Origin of the sequence: Microbacterium sp. 67-17, assembly GCF_001898325.1 — a bacterium.
Taxonomy (GTDB): Bacteria; Actinomycetota; Actinomycetes; order Actinomycetales; family Microbacteriaceae; genus Microbacterium; species Microbacterium schleiferi.
Genome location: NZ_MKTR01000021.1, coordinates 63,314 through 88,867 on the forward strand (window position 1 = coordinate 63,314; position 25,554 = coordinate 88,867).

The 25,554-nt window shown below is 65.6% G+C and carries 24 protein-coding genes and 4 tRNA genes; 20 read left to right on the top strand and 8 right to left on the bottom strand.

Annotated features, from left to right (window positions below; all coding sequences use genetic code 11):
• Window positions 1–92 precede the first annotated feature (92 nt).
• Window positions 93–521: a type II toxin-antitoxin system PemK/MazF family toxin gene (locus tag BGO47_RS09345; RefSeq protein WP_292711173.1), complete on the top strand. Its 429-nt coding sequence runs from the start codon at window positions 93–95 to the stop codon at window positions 519–521.
• Window positions 522–530: 9 nt separating this feature from the next.
• Here BGO47_RS09345 and BGO47_RS09350 read toward each other — a convergent pair.
• Window positions 531–606, bottom strand: a tRNA-Val gene (locus BGO47_RS09350).
• A 144-nt stretch (window positions 607–750) separates the two neighbouring features.
• Here BGO47_RS09350 and BGO47_RS09355 point away from each other — a divergent pair.
• From BGO47_RS09355 to BGO47_RS09365, 3 genes are all read left to right on the top strand, one after another.
• Window positions 751–823: transfer RNA gene (locus BGO47_RS09355), tRNA-Gly, on the top strand.
• Window positions 824–873: 50 nt separating this feature from the next.
• A tRNA-Cys gene (locus tag BGO47_RS09360) sits at window positions 874–944 on the top strand.
• A gap of 26 nt (window positions 945–970) precedes the next feature.
• A tRNA-Val gene (locus BGO47_RS09365) sits at window positions 971–1,045 on the top strand.
• Window positions 1,046–1,121: 76 nt separating this feature from the next.
• On the opposite strand, the gene BGO47_RS09370 is transcribed toward BGO47_RS09365, so the two are convergent.
• Both BGO47_RS09370 and BGO47_RS09375 read right to left on the bottom strand, forming a co-directional pair.
• On the bottom strand, window positions 1,122–1,982 hold the full coding sequence (locus tag BGO47_RS09370) for a VOC family protein (RefSeq protein WP_292711103.1): 861 nt from the start codon (window positions 1,980–1,982) through the stop codon (window positions 1,122–1,124).
• Window positions 1,983–2,014: 32 nt separating this feature from the next.
• Window positions 2,015–2,590 carry an NAD(P)-binding domain-containing protein gene (locus BGO47_RS09375; protein WP_292711106.1) on the bottom strand — a complete coding sequence of 192 codons (576 nt, stop codon included), beginning with the start codon at window positions 2,588–2,590 and terminating at the stop codon, window positions 2,015–2,017.
• A gap of 117 nt (window positions 2,591–2,707) precedes the next feature.
• Here BGO47_RS09375 and BGO47_RS09380 point away from each other — a divergent pair, with 117 nt between their 5' ends.
• Window positions 2,708–3,214, top strand: coding sequence for a MarR family transcriptional regulator (locus tag BGO47_RS09380; RefSeq protein WP_292711109.1), 507 nt, complete (start codon window positions 2,708–2,710; stop codon window positions 3,212–3,214).
• A gap of 49 nt (window positions 3,215–3,263) precedes the next feature.
• Here BGO47_RS09380 and BGO47_RS09385 read toward each other — a convergent pair whose 3' ends face one another.
• The gene (locus BGO47_RS09385) at window positions 3,264–4,037 is read right to left on the bottom strand and encodes a hypothetical protein (protein WP_292711112.1); all 774 of its coding nucleotides are present in this window, start codon (window positions 4,035–4,037) and stop codon (window positions 3,264–3,266) included.
• Window positions 4,038–4,186: 149 nt separating this feature from the next.
• Here BGO47_RS09385 and BGO47_RS09390 point away from each other — a divergent pair, with 149 nt between their 5' ends.
• The 3 genes from BGO47_RS09390 to BGO47_RS09400 all read left to right on the top strand — a co-directional run bounded on the left by BGO47_RS09390 (window position 4,187) and on the right by BGO47_RS09400 (window position 8,835).
• Window positions 4,187–6,205 (top strand): DUF262 domain-containing HNH endonuclease family protein, encoded by a 2,019-nt coding sequence (locus BGO47_RS09390; RefSeq protein ID WP_292711114.1) that lies wholly within the window; start codon window positions 4,187–4,189, stop codon window positions 6,203–6,205.
• 66 nt (window positions 6,206–6,271) lie between these two features.
• Window positions 6,272–8,281, top strand: coding sequence for a threonine--tRNA ligase (gene thrS, locus BGO47_RS09395; protein ID WP_292711118.1), 2,010 nt, complete (start codon window positions 6,272–6,274; stop codon window positions 8,279–8,281).
• Window positions 8,278–8,835 carry an HIT domain-containing protein gene (locus BGO47_RS09400; protein ID WP_292711121.1) on the top strand — a complete coding sequence of 186 codons (558 nt, stop codon included), beginning with the start codon at window positions 8,278–8,280 and terminating at the stop codon, window positions 8,833–8,835. Before thrS ends, BGO47_RS09400 begins: the two co-directional genes overlap by 4 nt.
• A gap of 9 nt (window positions 8,836–8,844) precedes the next feature.
• Here the strand turns inward: BGO47_RS09400 and pdxY are convergent, their stop codons facing one another.
• On the bottom strand, window positions 8,845–9,696 hold the full coding sequence (pdxY, locus tag BGO47_RS09405; protein ID WP_292711124.1) for a pyridoxal kinase PdxY: 852 nt from the start codon (window positions 9,694–9,696) through the stop codon (window positions 8,845–8,847).
• Window positions 9,693–11,048, bottom strand: coding sequence for an aminotransferase class I/II-fold pyridoxal phosphate-dependent enzyme (locus BGO47_RS09410; protein WP_292711127.1), 1,356 nt, complete (start codon window positions 11,046–11,048; stop codon window positions 9,693–9,695). The genes pdxY and BGO47_RS09410 overlap by 4 nt, the downstream gene beginning before the upstream one ends.
• A 63-nt stretch (window positions 11,049–11,111) precedes the next feature.
• On the opposite strand from BGO47_RS09410, the gene pdxS reads away from it, so the two are divergent.
• The 10 genes from pdxS to BGO47_RS09460 all read left to right on the top strand — a co-directional run bounded on the left by pdxS (window position 11,112) and on the right by BGO47_RS09460 (window position 21,278).
• Window positions 11,112–12,002, top strand: a complete 891-nt coding sequence (gene pdxS / locus BGO47_RS09415) for a pyridoxal 5'-phosphate synthase lyase subunit PdxS (protein ID WP_292711130.1) — start codon at window positions 11,112–11,114, stop codon at window positions 12,000–12,002.
• On the top strand, window positions 11,996–12,598 hold the full coding sequence (gene pdxT / locus BGO47_RS09420) for a pyridoxal 5'-phosphate synthase glutaminase subunit PdxT (protein ID WP_292711175.1): 603 nt from the start codon (window positions 11,996–11,998) through the stop codon (window positions 12,596–12,598). The genes pdxS and pdxT overlap by 7 nt, the downstream gene beginning before the upstream one ends.
• A gap of 36 nt (window positions 12,599–12,634) precedes the next feature.
• Window positions 12,635–13,393: a YebC/PmpR family DNA-binding transcriptional regulator gene (locus BGO47_RS09425; RefSeq protein WP_292711133.1), complete on the top strand. Its 759-nt coding sequence runs from the start codon at window positions 12,635–12,637 to the stop codon at window positions 13,391–13,393.
• Between the two features lie 46 nt (window positions 13,394–13,439).
• Complete coding sequence (gene ruvC, locus BGO47_RS09430) at window positions 13,440–14,003, top strand: crossover junction endodeoxyribonuclease RuvC (protein ID WP_292711135.1); 564 nt, start codon at window positions 13,440–13,442, stop codon at window positions 14,001–14,003.
• Between the two features lie 78 nt (window positions 14,004–14,081).
• Window positions 14,082–14,693, top strand: a complete 612-nt coding sequence (ruvA, locus tag BGO47_RS09435) for a Holliday junction branch migration protein RuvA (protein WP_292711138.1) — start codon at window positions 14,082–14,084, stop codon at window positions 14,691–14,693.
• Entirely contained in the window at window positions 14,686–15,708 is a 1,023-nt protein-coding gene (gene ruvB / locus BGO47_RS09440) for a Holliday junction branch migration DNA helicase RuvB (RefSeq protein ID WP_292711139.1), read from the top strand. The genes ruvA and ruvB overlap by 8 nt, the downstream gene beginning before the upstream one ends.
• Window positions 15,709–15,776: 68 nt before the next feature.
• Window positions 15,777–16,229 (top strand): preprotein translocase subunit YajC, encoded by a 453-nt coding sequence (locus tag BGO47_RS09445; RefSeq protein WP_292711141.1) that lies wholly within the window; start codon window positions 15,777–15,779, stop codon window positions 16,227–16,229.
• An 18-nt stretch (window positions 16,230–16,247) separates the two neighbouring features.
• Complete coding sequence (gene secD / locus BGO47_RS09450; protein WP_292711144.1) at window positions 16,248–17,969, top strand: protein translocase subunit SecD; 1,722 nt, start codon at window positions 16,248–16,250, stop codon at window positions 17,967–17,969.
• Entirely contained in the window at window positions 17,969–18,958 is a 990-nt protein-coding gene (gene secF, locus BGO47_RS09455; RefSeq protein ID WP_292711147.1) for a protein translocase subunit SecF, read from the top strand. The genes secD and secF overlap by 1 nt, the downstream gene beginning before the upstream one ends.
• A gap of 52 nt (window positions 18,959–19,010) precedes the next feature.
• A complete protein-coding gene (locus BGO47_RS09460; RefSeq protein ID WP_292711149.1) occupies window positions 19,011–21,278 on the top strand; it encodes a bifunctional (p)ppGpp synthetase/guanosine-3',5'-bis(diphosphate) 3'-pyrophosphohydrolase in 2,268 nt (755 codons plus the stop codon).
• On the opposite strand, the gene BGO47_RS09465 is transcribed toward BGO47_RS09460, so the two are convergent.
• On the bottom strand, window positions 21,257–21,808 hold the full coding sequence (locus tag BGO47_RS09465; protein ID WP_292711151.1) for a hypothetical protein: 552 nt from the start codon (window positions 21,806–21,808) through the stop codon (window positions 21,257–21,259). The two genes, BGO47_RS09460 and BGO47_RS09465, sit on opposite strands and share 22 nt — an antisense overlap.
• Before the next feature lie 67 nt (window positions 21,809–21,875).
• On the bottom strand, window positions 21,876–23,132 hold the full coding sequence (locus BGO47_RS09470) for a DUF349 domain-containing protein (RefSeq protein ID WP_292711155.1): 1,257 nt from the start codon (window positions 23,130–23,132) through the stop codon (window positions 21,876–21,878).
• 124 nt (window positions 23,133–23,256) lie between these two features.
• On the opposite strand from BGO47_RS09470, the gene BGO47_RS09475 reads away from it, so the two are divergent.
• Entirely contained in the window at window positions 23,257–24,621 is a 1,365-nt protein-coding gene (locus tag BGO47_RS09475) for a replication-associated recombination protein A (protein ID WP_292711158.1), read from the top strand.
• Between the two features lie 159 nt (window positions 24,622–24,780).
• Window positions 24,781–25,410, top strand: a complete 630-nt coding sequence (rpsD, locus tag BGO47_RS09480) for a 30S ribosomal protein S4 (RefSeq protein WP_292711161.1) — start codon at window positions 24,781–24,783, stop codon at window positions 25,408–25,410.
• Window positions 25,411–25,554 lie beyond the last annotated feature (144 nt).

A 25,554-nucleotide genomic window follows, 5' to 3' on the forward strand; every position in this document is an offset into this window, starting at 1 on the left:
TGAGTCAGCTGTCGTCGCTTGTGCGCAGAGTTGTCCGCGCGCTCACGCCCTCGCGGCACGCATCCGTGGGCACGGACGCCGCACGAGATGCGCTGCCCCTGGCGATCCGGACACGGCTCATCGCGCCACCTGGCGCACACGGTCTCACGATCAGCTATGCACCCGAACCGGACGGGGACGCCGACGCCGGCGAGATCGTGTGGACCTGGGTGCCTTACATCGAGGGCGACGGACGGGGCAAAGATCGTCCGGTTCTCGTAATCGGCAGGCAGGATTCGGACCACGTGTTTGCGGTGCGATTGACCAGTCAGTCGCACGACGGGGATCGGGACTATGTTGCGATCGGCTCGGGGCCGTGGGATGCGCGGGGGAGATCTTCCTGGGTCGACATCGAGCAGCTCTACAGCGAGCATCATCACGGGATGCGTCGTGAGGCGGCAGCGCTGGATCTTGACCGGTTTGTGCTGGTCGCCAACGCGCTGCGCCGCCGCTACGGCTGGGATGCAGAGAGACGCCGTTGATGCTGAGTGTGGTGGGCGATACCAGACTCGAACTGATGACCTCTTCCGTGTGAAGGAAGCGCGCTACCAACTGCGCCAATCGCCCAAGACCCTCGCGGGCCGAGTCTCGATCCTACCGGATTCCTGGTCCGGCACACGACCGCGCGCCTCGACACGCGCAGAGCCGTTTCAGTTTTGCGCGGCGGCGATTCTCGACTAAAGTCGATCAAGCGCCACACGGTGGTGCAATGCGGATGTAGCGCAGTTGGTAGCGCATCACCTTGCCAAGGTGAGGGTCGCGAGTTCGAGTCTCGTCATCCGCTCGAGTGCGGGGCTTCCTTCGGGAGCACGACACGTGGGTCGAACCACACACGGTGGCGTGGCCGAGCGGCTAGGCACCGGCCTGCAAAGCCGTTTACACGGGTTCGAATCCCGTCGCCACCTCGCATGACAACTGAATAGCCTTTTAGGCGCGATTGGCGCAGCGGTAGCGCGCTTCCCTGACACGGAAGAGGTCACTGGTTCGATCCCAGTATCGCGCACCACCAACAACGAAAACCCCCGGAGTCCCGGGGGTTTTCCTGTGTGCCGAGCTGGATGGGTCCGCTCAGCGTGGTGGCGCTAGACGACCGGTGCCACCCGGATCGAATTAGCCCAAGGATCCTCGAAGGCAAGAGTCGCGCCGTCATCGGCCACGTCGACACCGTGGTGGCGCATCCGTTCATCGAGAGCGCCGAGATCGTCACGAGAAGGGACGAGGATGTTGACTTCACCGAGGCCCAGCGCGGGGTTACGCCGGCCGGCTCCTCGGCTGTTCCACACGTTCATCGCCATGTGGTGGTGGTAGCCACCGGCGGAGACGAACAGCGCCGAGCCGTGGAAGTCCAGCGTGGCATCGAACCCCAGCCGGTCGACATAGAAATCACGCGCTGTTCGTACGTCTCCGACGCTGAGATGGACGTGCCCGACTCGAGCCGAACGGATGTTGTCAGGCTCGACGACCGGGCCACTGAGGTGCTCGCGTAGGAACTGATGTGGGTCGAGCAAGAGCGTGTCCATCTCGACCTGTCCGTGCCTCCAGGACCACTGCGTTCGGGCGCGGTCCCAATACAACTCGACACCATTGCCCTCAGGATCCGTGAAGTAGAAGGCCTTGCTGACGAGGTGATCAGCACTGCCGGTGAACGTTCCGGGTGCCCGACGTGCGACCGATGCCACTGCCGAAGCGAGTGCAGCTTCGGTCTCGAACAATATCGCCGTGTGATACAAGCCCGCCTGCCCGGAAGCGGCGTGGCGCAGCTCGGGCGTGTGAACAAGGACCAGCACGGGGACGCCGCCGCGCCCCAGCATGGCGGTTGGCCCGGCGTGGCTGAGAAGCTGGAGCGGCACCGCCTCGGTGTAGTAACGGATCATCGCATCCAGGTCCCCGACCCTCAGAGTGACCGCTCCCATGTGGGTTGCTGCCGCGAGCTTGTCAGACATACCGAACCTTTCGTTCCTGTTGCCCGGAGCCGTTACTGGACGACCGCGAAGCCCGCGGTCCAGCTGATCTTCTCGGAGGCCGCCAGTGTCAGCTGGAGGAAGCCGATCGCCTCGAGCTCGTGCGCACGCGCCAGAGCTCCGGCGTCAAGCGCTGCAAGCCCACCGGCGGTGACAGCGTTGATCAAGGCAGCTTTCGCGTCGGCGTCGTCTCCGGCAACCAGCACGGTTGTCGGCTCGGTTCCGACCTTTCCAGCCGCCAGGGTTGCTGCGAAGTTGGTGTTGAAGGCCTTGAGGACATGTGCGCCAGGCAGGGCCTTCTGGAGCTCAGCTGCAGCAGACGAGCCGACCGGCACCACGAGCGAGTCGAAGGTCTCGAAGTTGAGCGGGTTCGAGATGTCGACGACGGTCTTTCCCGTCAGCTGCTCGCCGTAGGTTGCGGCGATCGTCTCGAGCGCGCCAAAGGGAACGGCGAGGATGACGAGGTCGCCCTCGATCGTTGCGTCCGTGTCACCGCTGACGATGTGTTGGATCGACGCGCCGCCGCGCGCGAGGACGCCGGCGATGGCCCCGCCCATGTTTCCACTGCCGAAGATGGTGATCGTGCTCATGATGTTCCCTGACCTTTTCTGAGAGTCCCCGCGTTCCGGCGGGAGGTGGATAGCCCTCGCGAGCTACGTCACTGCTCAACATAGTTGTAGCAACAACTATTCCCGTAGAATCGCGGAATGCACAGAACCCGATCTTTCACGGCCGAGGAGCGGGCCACCTGGGTTCCGCTCGTTGCCGTGCTCGAGCTGCTCCCCAAACAGCTGGACACGCAACTGAAGCGAGACGAGCAGCTCAGTCACTTCGACTACTTCGTCCTCTCGCTGCTGGCACTCAGCGATGGGCGCACACTGCGGATGAGTACCTTGGCGATCGAGTCGAACGCCACGCTTCCTCGTCTGTCGCATGTCATCTCGCGGCTGGAAGAGCGAGGATTCGTTCGGCGCCTCCCGGCGCGCGATGACGCGCGTGCGACGGATGTCGAACTCACCAGCGCCGGTCGCCGCAAGGTCATCGCGGCGACACCAGGGCACGTGGCCAACGTGCGCTCTTTCGTGCTCGACGCGCTCTCCCCAACCCAGCAGGCGCAGCTGCGCGAGATCGCGGGAATCATTCTTGATCGCCTTGACCCCACGCAGAGCCTCGCTGCGCACGCGCGAGCCGTCCCGATCGATCCCAGCGTGTAACGACGAAGACCCCTGTCCATCGGCGGACGGGGGTCTTCGTCGGCGTCGGTCAGGCCTCGCTCATGGCGAGCTTCTCCTTCTGGCCCTTTGCTGCGTAGTAGGCGGCACGGGCTGCATCCCGGCGCGCCTGCTCGGCCTGGCCGGCTTCGCGAATCTCCTCCGAGACCGGGTAGTAGTCGGTGGTGGGCTTGCCGTGGTACTTCTCGATATAGGCGTCGAGCTCGGGGCCCGATGTCCACGAGGTAATGAGGCAGTAGCGCGGCTTATCTCCCTGATGGTGGACAGCGTGCCAGAGGCGCTGCGTGTCGACGATCAGCTGGGCGCCGGCGGGAAGCGCTATGCGGTACTCGATGCTCGGGTCGGTGCGGTTCTCACGAAGGACGAAGTAGCTGTCCTTGTCGTCGGTCAGATTGAAGAAACCACGAACCACCCAGCCGGTGCCGTCGGGGTTCAGGCGGTTATTGTCGTCCTGGTGCAGGTTGTACAGGCAGTCGGCGTACGAGTTCGGCTGCAGCTCGATGATGCGGCACCGGCCCACGTTCGCACCCGGCTCCTTCGCCCGTGCAGTGAGAGTGGGAGCAAGTTCGGTCTGGGAATCGATCCAGACGCCGTCCTTGTCGGTGCGGGGCGGCTGGTGATTCCAGAAGCCGTTGCACTCGATCTCGCCCTTGGCCGAGGCGAGGGGAGCGAATCGGGTGTCACCCGAGGACTTCCAGTCCACGTATTCGATGTCGAGCCATTCCTTCGGATCGACGGGCTCGTTGTAACTGTCGAGGACGACGAAGCCGGTCTCGTCGAGAGCGGCGCTCTTGATGTAACCCATAGGGTCTGTGCCTTTCGGTCGGTGAGCCAGCGCGTTTTTACAGGCCCAACTTAGGTAACCCTACCTCCGGCTCTGCGCGGGAACCTGGGCATCCGCGCCGTGATTATTAGACTCGTCGAGGTCGTCCATACAGCCGGAGGAGACACTCGATGATCACCGCGACGAACATCCGCGCTCACGCCGTGAACACGGTCGCGTGGTTGGCGTCGGCGCAGGCGACGATCGTCGTTCCGGTGTATCAGCGGCAGTACCGGTGGGACATCGGCGGATGCGAACAGCTGCTGAGCGACATCCGTGCGGTAGCCGATCGGGATGACGACCAGATGCACTTCATCGGGTCGATTCTCAGCGCTGCCGATTCGTCCAGTACACCGTCGGGTGAGAGCGCGGACGAATGGGTGCTCATCGACGGGCAGCAACGCATCACGACGTTGATGCTCCTGGTTGCTGCCCTGTTCCACACGATCCGCGGTGAAGACGCCGTCCTTGCTGACGAGCTCGAGTGCGTGCTCCTTCATCGCGCAACCGGTGAGACGAAGCTTCGGCCTCACCGTGAGTGGGCAGGGCCCTTCCGGGAGGTGGTGGTCGGTGCCGCCGACGGTGTCACCGCGCCCTCCCGTTTCGCCGACAACTACGCGTTCTTTCGCAGTCAGATTGCCGCGGATGATGTCGCGCGGGTCTGGCGCGGACTCCAGCGGCTGGAACACGTCGCCATTTCGCTGGGCACCGGCGCCAATGCGCAGCAGATTTTCGAGAGCCTGAACTCCACGGGCGAGCCTCTGCGTGACCACGAGCTCATTCACAACTACGTGCTCATGGGACTCTCGCATGCCGAGCAACTGGTCATCGAAGACGAGTACTGGGCTGCGATTGAGCGCAGCACCGGCGAGCACATCGCCTCGTTTTGGGCCCACTACCTCGTCATGGTCGGCGGACGAGAGGTCATAGCGACCGCATCGGGTCGCGGCGTCTACGACGTCTTCCGGGCTCACTTCCCTCGACTCGACCCCGCGGCGCTTCGAACCCAGGCGGAGCAGTGGCGCTCGTTCGCGCAGCTCTATGCGACGCTGCTTGATCCCGAGGGTGAACCGGATGCCGAGATCCGGACGCGTCTGCACCACCTCAATACGTTCGGGCGCGGGACATATCCGCTGGTCATGTCTCTGTGCCAGCGATACCGGGTAGGCGAGGTCCGACGTGACGATCTCCTCGGTGTGCTCGACGACCTGCAGTCACTTCTCTTGCGCCGCGACGTCGTCGGCGTGAGCTCGGAGCGCCTTGTCGCCCGCCTCGTGCGCGCGTCCGGAGACGGCATCGACTCGCTCGTCGCGGCAATCTCGCGCCTGAGTCCGTCGGATGATCGCGTGCGTGTTGCGCTGAAGCACAGCCCGCTGCCGCATCCGGAGTATGTTCTGTCCCGACTGGCCGACGCTGACCCGGTGCAGGATGACCTCGTCGTCGACCGCGTCTTCCCCCCAGCGCCATCGGACGACTGGACGGGTGGTGATGGGAGGCGGTGGAAGGACTACAGCGAGGACGAACAGAACAGCCATCGTGCCCTGGCCGCGACCCTGGGCAACCTCACGCTGCTGGAGGAGGCACTCGCAGCTCAGGTCTTCGACGCCGACTTCCCCGTCAAGCGCAGTGTCTATGGGAAGAGCTTCATCACCCTGACACGGCAGCTGGAGTCCATCGAGACGTGGGGGACCGGTGCGATCAGCGCGCGGTCTGCAGAACTCGCTCAGCAGGTGATGACCCTCTGGCGACGCCGAGGACCCCTCGTGATCGACGATGACGGTTTGACGCCCATCCTGGATGCGACCCCGCGACGTGGCTGGCCACGAGGCTGGGAGCGCGAGTTCTCGTACGTGGAATACGTCGGCGAGCACTGGGAAGTCCCCGATATCAAGTACCTCTTCAATCGCATCTTCAAGCGGCTCTGGGCAGATCGACGCGATGCCGTCATCGCGTACTGCTCACGGCGAGGTGGGCCCGTCTACAACGATCGCGCGTGGAACGGCGACTGGGACAGCCTGGATGCCGACCACCACCTGTACATGGGATGGGACTCGCGCTACATGATGGCTGCCGTCCAGGGAGTGCTCGAGGAGGCGGGGCTCGCGCCCGAGGTCTTTGTCAAGTACTCGTACATCGGGCAGATCATGTGATCGCTCTGGTCCGACGCCCCCGCTCGGCTCGGTAGCCTTGAGACTGACATCGCCCAGGAGTTCGCTGTGACACAACCGCTCGTCCCGTCCGACGTGGCCTATCCCGCCGACGGCTTCGCTCTCTTCCCCGACCGCTCCGTCGTCGCCCTGCGGGTCAACGGCACGTTGCGGGATCTCGCGACGGTTGTGACCGCTGAGGACACCGTGGAGCCGGTGACGATCGACAGCCCTGACGGGCTCGACATCCTTCGCCACTCCACCGCGCACGTGCTGGCACAGGCCGTTCAGCGGATCCGTCCGCAGGCGAACCTCGGCATCGGCCCGCCGATCACCGACGGGTTCTACTACGACTTCGGCGTCGATGAGCCGTTCACCCCCGAGGATCTCAAAGCCATCAAGAAAGAGATGGAGCGGATCGTCCGTGAGGGCCAGCGCTTCACACGCCGTGTCGTGACGGAGGGTGAAGCGCGCGTAGAGCTTGCCGACGAGCCGTTCAAACTCGAGCTCATCGGGCTGAAGGGCGGCGGTGCGGATGCCGCGGAAGGGGCATCGGTCGAGGTTGGCGGTGCTGAACTGACGATCTACGACAACGTGACCCGCGATGGCGAGACGGTCTGGAAGGACCTCTGCCGCGGACCGCACGTTCCGGGCACGCGCATGATCGGCAACGGCTGGGATCTGACCCGGATTGCCGGCGCCTACTGGCGGGGCAGCGAGAAGAACCCGCAGTTGCAGCGTATCTACGGAACGGCGTGGCCGACCAAAGACGAGCTTCGGGCCTACCAGCACCGCCTCGAAGAGGCAGCCCGGCGTGACCACCGCAAGCTTGGCGCGGAACTTGACCTCTTCTCGTTCCCCGACGAGATCGGGCCGGGCCTTGCGGTCTTCCACCCCAAGGGCGGCATCATCCGCTACGAGATCGAGCAGTACATGCGCCAGCGCCTGCTCGCCGCCGACTACGAAATGGTCAACTCGCCCCACATCACCAAGGGCGACCTCTTCATGACCAGCGGTCACCTGCAGTGGTACGCCGACGGGATGTACCCCCCGATGGAGCTCGACGAAGTCGTGGATGCCGAGGGCCACGTGACCCGGCAGGGGCAGGAGTACTATCTCAAGCCCATGAACTGCCCGTTCCACAACCTGATCTTCAGGTCGCGGGGCCGCAGCTACCGTGAGCTTCCGCTGCGTCTTGCGGAGTTCGGCACGGTCTACCGATACGAGAAGAGCGGAACCCTCGCGGGGCTCACTCGCGTGCGGGGGATGACCCAGGATGACGCGCACATCTACGTCACAGCCGACCAGGTGCGAGACGAACTCACTCGCAACCTCGACTTCGTGCTGTCGGTGCTGCGCGACTACGGTCTGCAGGACTTCTACCTCGAGCTGTCGACGAAGGAGGAGGGCAACCCGAAGTTCATCGGTGACGACGCCCTGTGGGCAGAGGCCACCGAAACGCTGCGCGAGGTGGCCGAAGCCTCGGGTCTGGAACTCGTGCCCGACCCGGGCGGCGCCGCGTTCTACGGACCGAAGATCTCCGTGCAGGCCCGCGATGCGATCGGCCGCACCTGGCAGATGTCGACCATTCAGCTCGACTTCAACCAGCCCGAGCGGTTCGAGCTCGAGTACACCGGCCCCGATGGGGCAAAGCACCGTCCCGTGATGATCCACCGTGCGCTGTTCGGCTCGATCGAGCGCTTCTTCGCGATCCTGCTCGAGCACTATGCGGGAGCCTTCCCGGTGTGGCTCTCGCCGACGCAGGTGGTCGCGATCCCCGTGGCTGAAGAATACGGCGAGTACCTCGATGAGATCGTGGCGCGCCTGCGCGCGCGCGGAGTGCGGGCCGAGGTCGATCACTCCGACGACCGGATGCAGAAGAAGATCCGCACGCACACGACACAGAAGGTGCCGATCCAGCTGATCGCGGGGGAGCAGGACCGCTCCGCAGGGACAGTCTCGTTCCGCTTCCGCGACGGGTCGCAGACCAACGGCATCCCGGTCGACGACGCGATCGAGCGCATCCTGACGGCGATCGCAGATCGCACTCTCGTGGACACCGCTGAGGACCTGGCATGACGGATGCCGGGACATCCGAGCCGGCATCCGTTCCCTCTTCCGAGTATGCCGGTGTACCCGACGGCTTTCAGCGACTGTGGACTCCACACCGGATGGCGTACATCCAGGCCGGTGCCGACGCAATGCGCGCCGCGTGTCCGTTCTGCGCGGCGCCCGGCAAAACGGATGCCGACGGCCTGATCGTCCACCGCGGCAAGAGCGCCTACGTCTTGCTGAATCTCTTTCCGTACAATTCCGGTCACCTCCTGGTGTGCCCCTACCGCCATGTCGCAACCTACGACCTCGCGACGACGGAGGAGACTCAGGAGATCGCCGAGCTCACACAGACGGCGATGCGCGTGCTTCGCGCCGTTTCACGGTGCGACGGTTTCAACATCGGCATGAATCAGGGGGCGGTAGCCGGCGCGGGTGTCGACGAGCACCTGCACCAGCACGTGGTGCCGCGGTGGGCCTCGGACGCGAACTTCTTCCCGATCATCGCGCGCACCAAGGCACTCCCTCAGCTCCTGGGCGACGTGCGCGAGACTCTCGCGGCAGCCTGGCCCGCCTACTGAGCGTCGGGGTCAGCGGACCCGCGTGACCTCGAACTGCATCCGCGGGTGGGCATAGGCCTCCTGCGACTCGACCAGCTGCAGCTCCCGCTCGCCCGAGTCATACGTGTTCTGCAGAAGGTCGAACACGCTCGACACGGTGCGTGCGAGAGCAAGCGCTGGGTCACCGGTGGCGCCGTAGTGGGCGGTGAACAACGCGGCAGTCACGTCGCCAGAGCCGTTCGCCTTCATCGGGATACGCGGCGTCTGCACGATCCACGCGCCATCGTCGGTGACGGCGAGCATCTCGATCGTTCCTTCGGGTGCGTCCGGACGTTCGACGCTGGTGACGAGGACCGTGCGCGGGCCCATGTCGCGGGCAAGGTCGGCCGAGACGAGCGTGGATTCGAGATCTGCCGGTTCGGTTCCGGTCAGAAACCCCAACTCGAACTGGTTCGGGGTGATGATGTCGGCAGCTGGAACTACGCGCTCGCGCAGCAGCACCGGGATGGCGGGAGCGACGAAGCATCCGGACTTTGCGTTGCCCATCACCGGATCACAGGCGTAGACCGCAGCCGGGTTGGCCGCTTTGACCCGCGCGACGGCATCCAGGATGACATCGCCGATTCCCTCCGAGCCCTGGTAGCCCGACAGCACCGCGTCGATCTGCGGAAAGACCCCGCGTTCCTCGATGCCGGTGAGTACTTCGGCGACGTCGGCGGGGGAGATCAGCGGTCCGCGCCACGCGCCGTACCCGGTGTGGTTTGAGAAGTTCACGGTGTACACCGGCAAGACCTCGACGCCGATGCGCTGCAGGGGGAACACCGCTGCAGAGTTGCCGACGTGTCCGTAGGCGACGGCTGACTGGATCGAAAGGATCTTCATGAGGGCTGGCCTGCTTCCATGGAACGGGCCGCGTCGATCGCGGCTGACAGATCGGATGCCAGGCGCGTCGCCTCGGCATCCGTGAGATCGTGCACCGTGAGGCGCAGGTGCTGCGCGGCATCCGCTCCGGCGAGCACGAACTCTTCGCCAGAGCGCGCGAGCCAGCCGCGCCGCATGAGATGCTCGCCGACCGCGCGGGCCGGGGCCCCGAGCGGGACCCACAGGTTGAGGCCGTCGGCAGCATGCGCCGGAACACCGGCATCCTGCAGCAACTGCGCGACTGCGGCATTGCGCGCGGCGTAGTGGGCGCCCGCTCGCCGGATGTCGTCTCGCACTGCATCATCGGTGAGCAGCGCGTGAGCGAGGCGCTGCAGCAGATGGCTCACCCACGTTGTTCCGGGGCTCAGACGCAGCGCCAGACGTGCCGCCGTGTCGGGATCTGACGCGGTGACCGCCAGACACATGTCAGGCCCGAGGAACTTCGAGACGGACCGGATGAGAGCCCAGCGTTCGTGTTCGGGTCCGACGATCGTGTGGAAGGGACGCTCGGAGAGGAGGGAGAAGTGGTCGTCCTCCACGACCAGAACGTACGGATGCTCGGCCAACACGGCACGCAGCGCGGCTGCCCGCGCGGCCGACAGGCTTGCACCGGTGGGGTTCTGTGCCCGGGGCGTGCTCACAATTGCGCGCACCCCGGCATCGAGGGCCGCACGAAGCCCGGCGACCGTCATTCCCTCGTGGTCGACGGGAACCGGCACTGCCCGGTACCCACCGAGCCGCAGGATGTTCATCGTCGACAAGAAGCACGGGTCTTCGACGGCGACGGCATCCTCACGGGTAAGGGATTGTCCCAGCAGCCGCTCGATCGCATCAGACGCGCCGCCCGTGATCGTGAGCCGCAGTTCGGGCTGATCGACCATGGCCTGCCGCATCCACGCGCTGGCCCACGTTTCGAACTCGCGGTCGATGACCGGCTCCCCGTAGAGCACGGGTCGGCCGATGACGCGGGACAGCACCCTCGCCGGATCCGGGATCAGTGCGGCGTCCGGGTTACCGGTGCCGAGGTCTCGGAGCACGGTTCCGGCAGCGAACCCTTCTTGCGGCATCCGGGGCGATCCGGCGATGAGTGTGCCGCCCCTGCCCCGCGTCACGACCGTGCCTGCCTGCGCGAGATGACGATAGGCGGCGACGACGGTATTGCGATTGACGCGCAGACGCTCGGCCAGGGTGCGGACGGGGGGGAGCGCATCTCCAGGAACGAGCATGCCGCGTTCGACAAGACCCCGGACACTCTCGGCGATGTCGGTCGCCGTCGAGCCCGCGATCGCCGGTGGGGTGTCGAGAGCAGTCATCTCGACGAGTCTAGGCGGTGGGACATGCTAGGTTTTGGCATAGGTCAAGACGAAAGGGTCATCGTGTCCGCATCCACCACCGGGTCGTCTCGCGTCAAGCGGGGTCTCGCCGAAATGCTCAAGGGCGGCGTCATCATGGATGTCGTCACTCCCGACCAGGCGAAGATCGCCGAGGACGCGGGTGCGGTCGCGGTGATGGCGCTGGAGCGGGTGCCCGCCGACATCCGTGCTCAGGGTGGTGTGTCGCGCATGAGCGACCCCGACATGATCGACGGCATCATCGAGGCGGTCTCGATCCCGGTCATGGCCAAGGCCCGCATCGGCCACTTCGTCGAGGCACAGGTGCTGCAGGAACTCGGCGTCGATTACATCGACGAATCCGAAGTGCTCTCGCCCGCTGACTACGTCAACCACATCGACAAGTGGGGTTTCACGGTGCCGTTCGTCTGTGGCGCCACGAACCTCGGTGAGGCCCTGCGTCGCATCAACGAGGGCGCGGCGATGATCCGCTCGAAGGGTGAGGCCGGCACCGGTGACGTCTCCGAGGCGATGAAGCACATCCGCAAGATCAAGGGTGAGATCGCCGCGCTCGGCGCTCTCTCCAAGGACGAGCTGTACGTCGCCGCCAAGGATCTTCAGGCGCCCTATGAACTCGTCGCCGAGATCGCCGAGACCGGAACACTGCCGGTCGTGCTCTTCGTCGCCGGGGGCGTTGCGACTCCGGCGGATGCCGCCATGATGATGCAGCTCGGCGCCGATGGCGTCTTCGTCGGCTCGGGCATCTTCAAGTCCGGCAATCCGGCGCAGCGCGCCGCAGCGATCGTGAAGGCGACGACCTTCTACGACGACGCGAAGGTCATTGCCGACGTGTCCCGCGGCCTGGGCGAAGCGATGGTGGGCATCAACGTCGCCGACCTTCCCGCGCCGCACCGACTGGCCGAGCGGGGCTGGTGAGCGCGACGCGTCCGCACGTCGGAGTGCTCGCCCTCCAGGGCGACGTGCGCGAGCACGCGGCCGTGCTGCAGGCCCTCGATGTCGAAGTCTCCCTCGTGCGCCGCCCCGAGGAACTCGCCGCTGTCGACGGGCTTGTCATCCCCGGCGCGGAGTCCAGCGTGATCGACAAGCTCTCGCGGGCGTTCGGGATGCGCGAGCCCATCATGGCCGCTCGCGAGGCCGGAATGCCGATGTACGGCACGTGTGCTGGCCTCATCCTGTTGGCCGATTCCATCGTTGACGGAATCGAGGGCCAGCAGACATTCGGAGGCCTTGACGTGGTCGTTCGCCGCAATGCGTTCGGGAGCCAGGTGGACTCGTTCGAAACCGATCTCGTCGTCCCGGCTTTCGACGATCAGAGCGTCCACGCTGTCTTCATCCGCGCGCCGCTGGTCGAGCAGGTGGGGGAGCTCGCCGAGGTGGTGGCATCCCTCGACGATGGCCGGGTGGTCGCCGTCCGTCAAGGTGCGCTGCTCGGAACCTCGTTCCACCCTGAGGTGACTGGTGAGACCCGCTTCCACGAGCTGTTCCTGCAAGCCGTGCGCGCGGCAGCCTGACGGTGCCCGCGTCGCGCGGCCGATAGAATCGAGCGCATGTCCGGCCACTCCAAGTGGGCGACGACCAAGCACAAGAAGGCCGTCATTGACGCGCGTCGTGCAAAGTCGTTCGCCAAACTCATCAAGAACATCGAAGTCGCAGCCAAGCTCGGCGGTGCCGATCTCTCGGGTAACCCGACGCTGTACGACGCCGTACAGAAGGCGAAGAAGACGTCGGTTCCCAACGACAACATCGATCGCGCGATCAAGCGCGGCGCGGGAATCTCGGGCGACTCGGTCGAGTATCTGACGATCCTCTACGAAGGCTACGGACCCAACGGCGTCGCGCTCATGATCGAGTGTTTGACCGACAACAAGAACCGCGCGGCCGCGGAGGTGCGCACCGCGCTCTCGCGCAACGGGGGAACGCTGGCCGACCCCGGGTCGGTCGCGTACAACTTCCACCGCAAGGGCGTCATCGTCGTCTCCGGCGAGGGCACCACCGAAGACGACGTCATGATGGCAGCTCTCGAAGCCGGCGCGGAGGAGATCGAGCCGCACGCGCAGGGGTTCGAGGTCATCACCGAGGCATCCGACCTCGTCGCGGTGCGATCGGCACTGCAGGAGGCGGGGCTGGATTACGAATCGGCGGATGTCGAGTTCGTCCCCTCTCTCAAGGTCGAGGTCGACGCCGATACTGCGCGCAAGGTCTTCCGCCTCATCGATGCTCTCGAAGACAGCGACGACGTCCAGAACGTCTACAGCAACTTCGACCTGAGCGCCGAGGTGCAGGCCGAACTCGAGAACGACGAATAGGGCGCGCCTTCTGGGCACCGCCGCTCGTCGCGCCTAGCGTTGCCGGGTGGCGACTGTTCGTGTGCTCGGAATCGACCCCGGTCTCACCCGCTGCGGCGTGGGTGTCGTGGATGTCGCTGCCGACCGCTCGGCCGTCCTCGTGCATGTCGGCGTGATCAGGACGGATGCCGACCTCGCCATCGAGCGCCGTCTCGCGGGCATCGCGTCCGGCATCCGAGAGATCCTCGATCTGCATCGGCCGGATGTCGTCGCTGTGGAGCGCGTGTTCGCCCAACAGAACCGGAGCACGGTCATGGGTACCGCGCAGGCCAGCGGTATTGCGCTGATGCTCGCGGGCGAGCGGGGTCTTCCGGCGGCTACGCACACGCCAACGGAAGTCAAGGCCGCGATCACCGGATACGGCAGCGCAGATAAACGCCAGGTCCAGACGATGGTGGCCCGCATCCTGAGGCTGGACGCCCTGCCTCAGCCCGCAGACGCTGCTGATGCGCTGGCGCTCGCTCTCTGCCACGCGTGGCGGGGTGCTCCGCAGACGGGCGCGGCGAGCGGTGGCTCGTTGACCAAGGCGCAGCAGGCCTGGCGGGATGCCGAACGGCGCGCCCGGGTCTGAGCGTGTCGCTCGAACAAATGTCCGATTCGCCGCATAGCCTGCTCTGAGGCGCGCGCAGCGCCGAACGGAGGGAGCACGATGATTTCGTCAGTGCGGGGCATCGTCGGCTACGCCGATCAGGACTCAGTGGTGGTCGAGGTCGGGGGAGTCGGACTCACCGTCGCCGTGACGCCCGCCGTGGCCCGCTCGGCGCGCGTTGGCGAGCCGCTGTTTCTGCACACGTCATTGATCGTGCGGGAAGACGCTTTGAGTCTCGTCGGCTTCGAGGCCCGCGACGAACTGACGACTTTCCTCCTTCTGGTCGGAGTCACCGGCGTCGGCCCCAAGTCCGCACTGGGCGTGCTCAGCGCCATGTCCGTCGACCAGATCGCCACCGCCGTCGCTGCCGAAGACGACGCGCCGTTCCGGCGGGTATCGGGGATCGGCCCGAAGACAGCCAAGCTGATCGTGCTGCACTTGACAGGGAAGGTCATCGCCCCCGCCGTAGCCTCGCGCGCGGCATCCGTCACCGATAACCGGGCCGATGCAGTAACCGCAGCGTTGACCGGACTGGGATGGCCCGAGCGCCACGCCGCCGAGGTGGCAGCCACTGTTCTGGAGGATGCCGCGGCAGAGGCATCCGTGCAGGACCTGCTGCGTCGGGCACTGGCTGAACTCGGCCCGGCGCGAAAGGAGCCCCTGCGTGGATGATCTGACCGACCCCACACCCTCGAAGGATGAGTCAGAGCTCGCGATCGAGGGGGCGCTCCGGCCGGCATCCCTCGCGGAGTTCGTTGGGCAGACGAAAGTGCGGGGACAACTCCAGCTCCTCCTCGACGCAGCCCGACTTCAGGAGCGCCCCGCCGACCACATTCTGCTGGCCGGACCGCCGGGCCTGGGCAAGACGACGCTGGCCATGATCGTTGCCCACGAGAGCGAACGTCCGCTTCGAATGTCGAGCGGACCGGCGATCCAGCATGCCGGCGATCTCGCGGCGCTGCTCTCAAGCCTGACGCCCGGTGAGGTGCTTTTCATCGATGAGATCCACCGCATGGCGCGCTCTGCTGAAGAGATGCTCTACCTCGCGATGGAAGACTTCCGGATCGACATCATGGTCGGCAAAGGGGCCGGCGCGACGAGCATCCCGCTCGATCTGGCCCCGTTCACGCTCGTGGGCGCCACGACGCGCGCGGGCCTGCTCCCCAACCCGCTGCGCGACCGCTTCGGATTCACCGCGCACCTCGAGTATTACGAGCCCGAAGAGCTCGAACGCGTCCTCGAGCGGTCGGCCCGGATGCTTGATGTTCCGCTGCCAGCCGAATCCCGTGCCGAGATCGCCCGGCGTTCGCGAGGAACCCCGCGCATCGCCAACCGTCTGCTGCGACGAGTCCGTGACTACGTCGTGGTCCACGGGGGAAGCGCCACCGCAGCATCCGTAGACGCAGCCCTCGACCTCTACGACGTCGACGCGATCGGGCTCGACCGACTTGATCGCGCCGTCCTGGAGGCGCTTGTGCGCCGTTTCCACGGGGGGCCGGTCGGACTCAACACGCTCGCCGTGACCGTCGGGGAAGAGGCAGACACCATCGAGTCCGTCATCGAGCCCTACCTCGTGCGGATCGGATTCATGGGGCGTACGCCGCGCGGGCGCGTGGCAACTCCCGACGCCTACGCGCACCTCGGCGTGCGTCATGCCGATCAGACGCTGAGATTCGATGACCTATAATTCCTGGAGGCTTTGACCCCCACGCGGCCCGACGTCTGCGCGGCCGCACCCGAAAGGCGCCCCTCTTCATGAACTTCCAGGATTTCTTCCTCAACTACGGTCTGCTCATCTTGCTGGGCGCCCTCCTGGTGTTCATGTTCTGGAACTCCAGTCGCCGCATGAAGAAGCAACGCGAGGAGCAGGCTCAGAAGGCTCGCCAGACCGTTCCGGGAGCCGAGGTACTGCTGCAGGGTGGCCTCTACGGCACGATCGTGGAGTTCGACCCCGACAATCTCGACCAGCCTGCGGTGGTCGAGATCGCTCCCGGTGTTGACATCAAGGTGCACAGCCAGGCAATTCTTCGTGTCATCACCCCCGCTGACGAGGTCGAGGACGAAACCGATGACGGGTTCGACGACATCGTCGACAACTATCACGAGACCCACGACGGCGAGTCGTCGGACGCTGTGACCCCGGACGCGGAGCCGGCAGCAGAGACCGACACCGACGGGCGTGACGGCGACACCAAGCCCAACGCCTGATCCTTCCGAGAGCATCCCGTGGCCGCATCCACTCCTGTTCGCCGTGCCTGGCGGGCCCTCACCGGCCTGCTGACGATCACGGCGGTACTGTTCGGCATCAACGCCCTCGGCGTCTACGTTTTCAACGCGAGCTCGTGGACCCCTGAGCTCGCTCTCGACCTTCAAGGTGGCACCCAGATCATCCTCGAAGCGCAGACTGCAGACGGGACGAATCCGTCGGCCGAGCAGATGAATCAGGCCGTCACGATCATCCGGCAGCGCGTTGACGCATCCGGTGTCGGCGAAGCCGACGTCACCACAGAAGGTGGCAAGAACATCGTCGTCCAGATTCCTGGTCAAGCTGACGAAGAGACGCGGCAGCGCATTGAGGCGTCAGCGCAGCTGCAGCTGCGTGCGGTTCTCTACTCCGGATCTCCGGCGACAAGCTTCGTGGGCGATGACGGCGAGTCCACTCCGTACCCCACGCCGGATCCGGCACTCGAATCCACGCCCACGGTGGAGCCCACGAACGGGAGCGACCCCGCGTGGATCACTCCTGCGCTCCAGGCCGAGTTCCTCGCGTACAACTGCGCCGATCCGGCCAATGATCCCGCTAACGCACCGACCGACGAGCCCCTCATCACCTGTGATGCCAACGGGACGGTCAAGTACATCCTCGGGCCGGTAGAGCTCGACGGGTCGTCGATTGTGGATGCGACCAGTGGACTTGAGCAGACCTCCGGACAGTGGGTCGTCAACCTTCGTTTCGACGAAGCGGGAACCGAGACGTTCGGTCAGATCAGCCAGAGACTGTATGGTGCAACGCCACCGCTCAACCAGTTCGCTTTCGTCCTCGACGGCTACGTACTGACTGCGCCCTCGATGAACGGCGTCATCCTCGACGGGCAGCCGAGCATTAGCGGCACCTTCACCCAGGAGACGGCGAAGGTCCTGGCTGACCAGCTCAAGTACGGCGCCCTGCCGCTGAGTTTCGCCGTCGTGAGCTCTGACACGATCTCGGCAACCCTAGGATCGCAGCAGCTGCAGATCGGTCTGATCGCCGGTCTCATCGGCCTCGCCTTGGTCGCCATCTACTCGCTGATCGTCTATCGCGCACTCGGGTTCGTGATCATCGCATCCCTGGTGGTGATGGCGGTTCTCACCTACGTGATGCTGCTGATCCTCGGCTGGCGCATGGGCTTCCGACTCTCGCTCGCGGGTGTGGCCGGTCTGATCGTGTCGATCGGGTTCACCGCTGACTCGTTCATCGTCTACTTCGAACGCATTCGAGACGAACTGCGAGACGGCAAGTCGATCACGGGCGCCGTCGAAGACGGCTGGTCGCGGGCAAAGCGAACGATCTACATCTCGAAGTCGATCAACATCCTTGCCGCTGTCGTGCTGTACATCCTTGCGGATGCGACGGTGAAGGGCTTCGCTTTCACTCTCGGGCTCACAACGGCGATCGATGTCCTCATCTTCATCCTGTTCACCCACCCGGTGATGCAGCTGTTGGCTCGAACGCGATTCTTCTCGTCCGGCCACCCGCTGTCGGGCCTCGATCCCGACGCGCTCGGCGCGGTCTACCGGGGCCGCGCGCAGTTCCGCGCGCCGGTTGTGACGCCCAAGACGGCAGCCGAGAAGCGGGCGTCCCGGTCGCGGGGCGAAGCCGCGCGTCGCCAGACGATAGCCGAGCGCAAGCTCGCCGAATCTCGCACACCCGGGTCTACCCAGCCCACCGAGGGAGAGGACACCCCCTGATGCGCTCTCTCAACCAGCTCGGAAACGACCTGTACAGCGGCAAGACCTCCTTCCCGTTCGTCGGCAAGCGGCGACTGTGGTTCATCATCGCCGCGGTCCTGGTGATCGGCTCAGCGCTCGTGCCCTTCATCCGGCCGATTCAGTTCTCGATCGAGTTCACGGGTGGATCGCAGTTCACCGTTTCGGGAGTCACCAACCCCGATCAGTTGATCGCGACCGAAGCTGTGCAGTCCGTCGTGCCCGGCGCGACGACCAAGGTTGCAACCGTTGGAGCTGAGACCGTTCGTGTCCAAACGGACCAGATGACGGACGCCGAGACGCGAGATGTTGCGGCGGCGCTTGCCGAGGCTTACAGCGTCGACGCGAGCGAAGTGACCACCTCGTTCATCGGCCCGAGTTGGGGTCAGGATGTCACGCGCCAGTCGCTGTGGGGTCTTGCGATCTTCCTCGCGCTGACGTTCATCATCCTTGCGCTGTACTTCCGCACCTGGAAGATGTCCGCGGCGGCGATCATCGGTCTCGTCGACGTGCTGGTTATTACGGTCGGGATCTACGCGCTCTTCGGCTTCGAGATCTCTCCCGCGGCAGTCATCGGGTTCCTCACGATCCTCGCGTACTCGCTGTACGACACGACTGTCGTGTTCGACAAGGTCCGCGAGAACACGTCCGAAGACGGAGAGATATCGGGTCGAACCTTCGGTGAGTCGGTGAACCTGGCTGTGAATCAGACGCTGGTGCGCTCGATCAACACCACCGTCGTTGCGATCCTGCCGGTCGGTGCGATCCTCTTCATCGGTGCATTCTGGCTCGGCGCCGAGACGCTGACCGATATCTCGCTGTCGATCTTCGTCGGGATCATCGTGGCCGCCTATTCGACGCTGTTCGTTGCGGCACCGCTGTTCTCGCTGTTCCGCGAGGGCGAGGCGCCCATCCGCCAGCGCGACCAGCGCGTCATCGCTGCCCGCGAACAGGCGGTAGCTTCGGCCTGATCGCCTCAACCGCGGCGTAGGATATGGGCTCCAGCGAAGGGAGGGCTATCGGGTGACCGAGACCGTCCCGCCCGCCCAGAGCGTACCTGCGGGCTCGTCGTCGCTGTTGCGGCTCGTTCCGCGCATCTTCTCGCGGGCCGCGCGCCGCGACGACGTCGAGAAGCTCTTGCGCACCGTCCGCACGCACCATCCCAAGGGTGATCTGGCGATCATCGAACGTGCGTACGCGATCGCAGACCGCGCGCATGCGGGACAAAAGCGACAAAGCGGCGAGCCCTACATCACGCATCCCTTGGCGGTAGCCCAGATCCTCGCAGATCTGGGCCTCGGACCCAAGGCCGTGGCCGCCGCGCTCCTGCACGACACCGTCGAGGACACCGGCTACTCACTTGACGCACTCACTGCCGAGTTCGGCGACGAGGTGGCGATGCTCGTCGACGGTGTGACCAAGCTCGACAAGGTCAAGTACGGCGAGAGTGCCCAGGCCGAGACCGTGCGCAAGATGATCGTTGCGATGTCGCGCGACATCCGTGTTCTGCTCATCAAACTCGCCGACCGATTGCACAACGCCCGGACCTGGGGCTTCGTTCCGCCCGAGAAGGCCCGGAAGAAGGCGACAGAGACCCTCGAGATCTACGCGCCGCTCGCGCATCGCCTGGGTATCCAGACGATCAAGTCCGAGCTGGAAGACCTCTCGTTCGCGGTTTTGCACCCGAAGCTCTACGCCGAGATCGAGAGCCTCGTCAAGCAGCGCACGCCGCAGCGTGAGAAGTACCTGCAGAACGTGGTCGACGCAGTCGACTCCGATCTGCGTGAGCTCCGCATCCGCGGGCGCGTGCTCGGCCGCCCAAAGCAGCTGTACTCCGTGTACCAGAAGATGGTGGTGCGGGGTCGCGAGTTCGACGACATCTACGACCTCATCGGCATCCGGATTCTTGTCGCATCCGTGCGGGATTGCTACGCCGTGCTCGGTGCCATTCACGCACGGTGGACGCCGCTCCCGGGGCGGTTCAAGGACTACATCGCCACGCCGAAGTTCAACCTGTATCAGTCGCTGCACACGACGGTGATTGGCCCCGAGGGGCGCACTGTCGAGATCCAGATCCGCACCCACGAGATGCACCAGCAGGCCGAATACGGTGTGGCGGCGCACTGGAAGTACAAGGAACGGATGGCCGGCGGGAAGGTCGACGACAAGGCCGTCGACGCGGATCTCGCCTGGCTCGCGCGGATTTCGGACTGGCAGGCAGAGACCGCCGACCCCGGGGAATTCCTCGACTCGCTGCGCTTCGAGATCGGTGCCAAGGAGGTCTACGTCTTCACGCCCAAGGGCCGTGTGATCGGGCTTCCGGCAGGGGCCACTCCCGTGGATTTCGCCTACGCGGTGCACACCGAAGTCGGTCACCGCACGATGGGCGCGAAGGTCAACGGGCGCCTTGTTCCCCTCGAATCAGAGCTCAAGAGCGGCGATGTCGTCGAGGTGTTCACGTCGAAGAACCCGGATGCCGGGCCCAGTCAAGACTGGTTGAGCTTCGTCAAGAGCACCAGGGCCCGCAGCAAGATCCGCGGGTGGTTCACGAAGGAGCGGCGCGAAGAGGCGATCGAACAGGGCAAGGAGTCGATCGCGCGCGCGATGCGACGCCAGAACCTGCCGCTCCAGCGACTGATGAATCAGGACACCCTGAGCGAGGTCGCCCACGGTTTGCGCTACGAAGACGTCTCCGCGCTCTACGCAGCTGTCGGCGAAGGACACGTCTCGACCCAATCCGTCATCGAGAAGGTGACGGCGCTGGTCAGCGCCTCCAACGACACCGCAACGGGCCCAATCGACCTCCCGCACGTGGGGCGCTCGCGCCAGCCGCGAGCAGGAGACTCGGGTGTCCTCGTGCGCGGCGCGCCCGACATCCTGGTCAAGCTCGCGAAGTGCTGTACTCCGGTTCCCGGCGACGAGATCCTCGGCTTTGTGACGCGGGGGAGCGGCGTCTCGGTCCACCGCGCGGACTGCACGAACGTGGCCTCGCTGCGCTCAGACCCCGAGCGTCTCATCGAGGTCGAGTGGGCACCGACGACCAAGAGCGTGTTCCTCGTGCAGATTCAGGTCGAAGCTCTCGACCGGTCGGGTCTGCTCAGTGACGTGACCCGTGTGCTCAGCGAGCACCATGTGAACATCCTGTCAGCGTCGGTGTCCACGACGAACGACCGCCTCGCCCTGAGCCGCTTCGTCTTCGAGATGGGTGACATCGTGCACCTGGACCGCGTCCTTAACGCTGTTCGCCGCATCGACGCCGTCTACGACGTCTACCGCGTGACGTCCTCGTAAGTTTCCCGGGCCCGCAGGATCTCGAGAGCCCGCACTTTGTGTGGGACCGTGCCGGCGTTCTCCAACCAGCGGATCCCCGCCCGGAGGGTCTCAGGATCTCGCGCGAAGCCGTCGAGGGCTGCTCCGTGGTCGGTGTCGCCGACGCGGGCAAGGTCTGCAGCCGTGCGTGCCGGCGTCGTGACGAGCACCCCGCCGATGCGGCAGAGGTCGGCCTCGGGGAGGTAGCTGTCGCGGTAGTGGAGCCGGCGATGGATGACCCCGTGGATGCGGTGCGGCACCGCTCGCTGCACGGTATGCCGAGCCGGCGGGTCGCCGATGGCACCGTACACCCAAGCTGCCGAGAGGTGTGTCGCTGCCATCAGGTCGCGAAGCAAGCGTCCGAGAGATGCAGCTCGCGCGCTCGGTGTTTCCACGGTGTCGGCAGGCATATACGCGGCGTCCACCTCGATGAGGTGACCGTCGAGCCGCGCGGCCGACAGTTCAGCGAGCGAGAGCCGCTCGTCGACGAAGTACAGGAACGGCGAGGTCATCCCCGCAGTCTGCCCGGGGCAGACTCGGTCGACGGTGCGCTCGTCTCAGTCTGTGGAGAAGTCCTGGTCAGCCCTCGAGGGCGCGAAGCCATGCCCGTCGAGCGTCCAGCGCCTCGCTTGCCTTCTTCATCGCGCGCTGATCCTTGCGGGCGGTGGCCTCGGCAAGCTCGGCCTCGAGCTTCTCGATCGCGTCGTAGAGCTGGCGCGTCATGTCATTTGCGCGCGCCGTCGTCTCAGGGTTGTTGCGGGTCCACTCGGCATCCTCCCGCGCACGAACCGACACCTCGATCTTGCGCAGTTCGTCGTCGAGGGCACGTTCCTGCTCGCGGGGGAAGATCCGCCCGATGTCATCCCACGACCGCTGAATCGCGGTGAGAGCGCTGCGTGCGGCGGCAAGATCCGCCATGTCGAGAATGGGACGAGCGCGCTCGATGAGCTCGCGCTTCGCGTCGATCTTCTCCTTCGAGGCTTCGACTTCCGCGGCCTCGCGACCCGCACGTGCCGAATAGAGCGCATCGCCTGCCGCCTTGAATCGTGCCCACAGGGCGTCATCGACCTTCTTGCCGGCGCGGCCTGCGGCCTTCCACTCGTTCAGAAGGTCGCGGTAGGCGCCGATCCCGTCTTCGCCGCGCGGCGCCAGCGCCTCCGCGCGCTCAACCAACCGGTTCTTGCGTTCGCGTACGGCCTTGTGAGCCTCGTCGAGTTCGGCATAGAACTCTCGGCGGTGCTTGTCGACGGTAGCCCGAGCGTCCCGGAACCTCTTCCACAGCGACTGCGAGATCGACTTGGGAAGGTGAGGACCGTTCTGCTGGTGCGACTGCCACTGGTCGAACAGCGAACTCATCTCAGCCGAGGCTGTCTTCCATTGCACGGTCTTCGGGTCCCGTGCGGCGATCGCCTCGGCCTGCTCGACGAGCTGCGTCCGCTCGGCGATCGCGGCATCGACGGCCTCACGCGCCTGGGCCGCCTCAGCGGCACTCGCTTCGGTCAGCGACGCGGTGAGAGCATCGACGCGGGCGCTCAAGGCCGCAAGGTCGCCGACCGCGGATGCTCCGGAGATCTTCCCGCTGAGGATTGCGGCCGTCGCGCGCAGATCGGCGGCACTGGCACCGCCGCGGCGGTGGCGAACTTCCAGAAGCGTGACCTCCGATGCGAGGTCGGCGAACTTCCGCTCGTAGTAGGCCAGGGCTTCCTCGGCGGTGCCGTCGGGATATTGGCCGACGACGCGCCACTGGTCGGCTTCGCGCACCGAAACCGTGCCGTCGTCATCGACGCGGCCCCAGGGCTGATCGACGGGGGTGGAGGACGAAGCTGTGTCTGACACGGAAGGCACCTCAATGCGGCGGAGCCGCCTGCGGGGGGATGGACGCTTAAGCCTAATACGGAGCGCTGCCGCCACCAGGGTGGATGCTGCAGCGATGTCGTGGCGCCCGGCTAGCCTGGGGTCTATGGCGACTACGGCGGGGCTCTTCTCTGGGCAAACCCCGCTGCCGGTGCGGATGAGACCGACCTCTCTCGACGAGGTGGCGGGTCAGCAGCATCTGCTTCGACCCGGCGCACCGCTCGTCGTGCTTGCCGACCCAGACGGTGGTGCGAGAGCCGCGACATCCGTCATCCTCTGGGGTCCACCGGGCACAGGCAAGACCACCCTCGCCCAGGCAGTCGCGCGCTCGTCGGGTCGCCGCTTCGTCGAACTTTCGGCTGTCACCGCCGGCGTCAAGGACGTTCGCGAGGTCATGCAGGAGGCCCTCACCCAGCGCGATCTCTATGGAGCCTCGACGATCCTCTTCCTCGACGAGATCCACCGATTCACGAAGGCGCAACAGGATGCCCTGCTGCCCGGCGTCGAGAACGGCTGGGTGGTCTTGATCGCAGCAACCACCGAGAATCCCTCCTTCTCCGTTGTTTCGCCGTTGCTGTCCCGGTCACTGCTGTTGACCCTGCAGCCGCTGACGGATGCCGATCTTGCCGGGCTCATCGATCGAGCGGTCGCCGATGCACGCGGCCTCGCCGGTGCCGTCGCCCTGACCGATGAGGCACGCGCTGCCCTGGTACGGCTCGCCTCCGGGGATGCCCGCCGCGCTCTCACAGCTCTCGAGGCTGCGGCATCTCTCGCCGAACCGGAAGCTGACGAGGAAGCCGGCACGATCACCGCCGAGCACGTTGCGCAGGCTGTCGATCGCGCGCTCCTTCGCTACGACCGGCAGGGCGACGAGCACTACGACGTGATCAGCGCGTTCATCAAGTCGATCCGCGGATCGGATCCGGATGCCGCGCTGCACTACCTCGCGCGCATGATCGAGGCGGGTGAGGACCCGCGCTTCATCGCGCGCCGTCTGATCATTTCGGCCGCTGAAGACATCGGCCTGGCAGATCCCCAGGCCCTTCCGCTTGCCGTTGCTGCTGCGGATGCCGTGCAACTGATCGGCTTCCCCGAGGGACGCATTCCCCTCGCTGAGGCGACGGTGTACCTGGCAACGACGGCGAAGTCCAACGCCGCGTATCTGGCTATCGATGCCGCGATCGCCGACGTACGCCAGGGTGGTGGCGGTCGCGTGCCGCCGCATCTGCGTGATGCGCACTACCCGGGGGCGGCGCGACTCGGCCATGGGAAGGGCTACCGCTATCCCCACGACGACGAGCGCGGGGTGGTTGCGCAGCAGTATCTTCCCGACGCACTTCGTGACCGCAGCTACTATCGCCCGACCGCCCGCGGCGCAGAGCGGGAGATCGCGGCGCGGTGGAGCCGTATCCGCCGCATCCTCGGCAGACCTGACGAACCTGGCTCGGGTGCCGCTTCCGGCGCCAACTGACCGCTCTGGTAGACTTGTTCGGTTCGGAACCGAGTTTTCGGATATCCCCACACTCGAGAAGAACCCCTTCGGTGCGCTGCGACGTGCGAATCGAGGCGGAGTGCGGGATACGTCCATGAGCCGCGAAAGACGCGGCCATGTCATCGGAAGGAATCCTTCGTGCCTACGAAGTCCCAGGATCGCCGCAAGGTGCGCATGTCGCGTGCCCTCGGCGTCGCACTGACCCCCAAGGCTGCTCGTTACCTCGAGAAGCGCCCCTACGCACCGGGTGAGCACGGCCGCACCAAGCGCAAGGCCGACAGCGACTACGCCGTTCGCCTCCGTGAGAAGCAGCGTCTGCGCGAGCAGTACGGCATCCGCGAGAAGCAGCTTCGTATCGCGTTCAACGAGGCCCGCCGCAAGGACGGCCTGACCGGTGAGAACCTGGTCGAGCTGCTCGAGATGCGCCTGGACGCGCTTGTGCTTCGTGCCGGTTTCGCCCGCACCACGGCGCAGGCCCGTCAGCTCGTCGTGCACCGCCACATCCTCGTCGACGGCAAGACGGTCGACCGTCCGTCGTTCCGTGTCGCACCCGGCCAGCTCATCCACGTCAAGGCAAAGAGCGAAGGCCTCGAGCCGTTCCAGGTCGCCGCAGCCGGCGGACACGCAGAGGTTCTGCCCCCGGTTCCGGGCTACCTCGAGGTCGAGCTCGACAAGCTCCACGCCCGTCTCGTGCGTCGCCCCAAGCGCGTCGAGGTTCCTGTGGTCTGTGACGTTCAGCTCGTCGTTGAGTACTACGCGGCGCGCTAAGCGGCGCGTAGTACAGCCGCGAAGCGGCCAACAGCACTGTTTCGCGGCGCGCTAAGTGTACTGCCCAGGGAGGTTGTTTGATCTGGCTTCCCTGATGTGACGAGAACCTCCCGGCAGAGTGGAGCTGCTACCGCATCCGCTCTG

Bases quoted from the DNA above. Each gene is read 5' to 3' on its own strand.
- BGO47_RS09370 (WP_292711103.1), bottom strand. From the start codon at position 1,982: ATGTCTGACAAGCTCGCGGCAGCAACCCACATGGGAGCGGTCACTCTG.
- BGO47_RS09375 (WP_292711106.1), bottom strand. From the start codon at position 2,590: ATGAGCACGATCACCATCTTCGGCAGTGGAAACATGGGCGGGGCCATC.
- BGO47_RS09380 (WP_292711109.1), top strand. From the start codon at position 2,708: ATGCACAGAACCCGATCTTTCACGGCCGAGGAGCGGGCCACCTGGGTT.
- BGO47_RS09385 (WP_292711112.1), bottom strand. From the start codon at position 4,037: ATGGGTTACATCAAGAGCGCCGCTCTCGACGAGACCGGCTTCGTCGTC.
- BGO47_RS09390 (WP_292711114.1), top strand. From the start codon at position 4,187: ATGATCACCGCGACGAACATCCGCGCTCACGCCGTGAACACGGTCGCG.
- BGO47_RS09400 (WP_292711121.1), top strand. From the start codon at position 8,278: ATGACGGATGCCGGGACATCCGAGCCGGCATCCGTTCCCTCTTCCGAG.
- pdxY (WP_292711124.1), bottom strand. From the start codon at position 9,696: ATGAAGATCCTTTCGATCCAGTCAGCCGTCGCCTACGGACACGTCGGC.
- BGO47_RS09410 (WP_292711127.1), bottom strand. From the start codon at position 11,048: ATGACTGCTCTCGACACCCCACCGGCGATCGCGGGCTCGACGGCGACC.
- BGO47_RS09425 (WP_292711133.1), top strand. From the start codon at position 12,635: ATGTCCGGCCACTCCAAGTGGGCGACGACCAAGCACAAGAAGGCCGTC.
- ruvA (WP_292711138.1), top strand. From the start codon at position 14,082: ATGATTTCGTCAGTGCGGGGCATCGTCGGCTACGCCGATCAGGACTCA.
- BGO47_RS09445 (WP_292711141.1), top strand. From the start codon at position 15,777: ATGAACTTCCAGGATTTCTTCCTCAACTACGGTCTGCTCATCTTGCTG.
- secF (WP_292711147.1), top strand. From the start codon at position 17,969: ATGCGCTCTCTCAACCAGCTCGGAAACGACCTGTACAGCGGCAAGACC.
- BGO47_RS09465 (WP_292711151.1), bottom strand. From the start codon at position 21,808: ATGACCTCGCCGTTCCTGTACTTCGTCGACGAGCGGCTCTCGCTCGCT.
- BGO47_RS09475 (WP_292711158.1), top strand. From the start codon at position 23,257: ATGGCGACTACGGCGGGGCTCTTCTCTGGGCAAACCCCGCTGCCGGTG.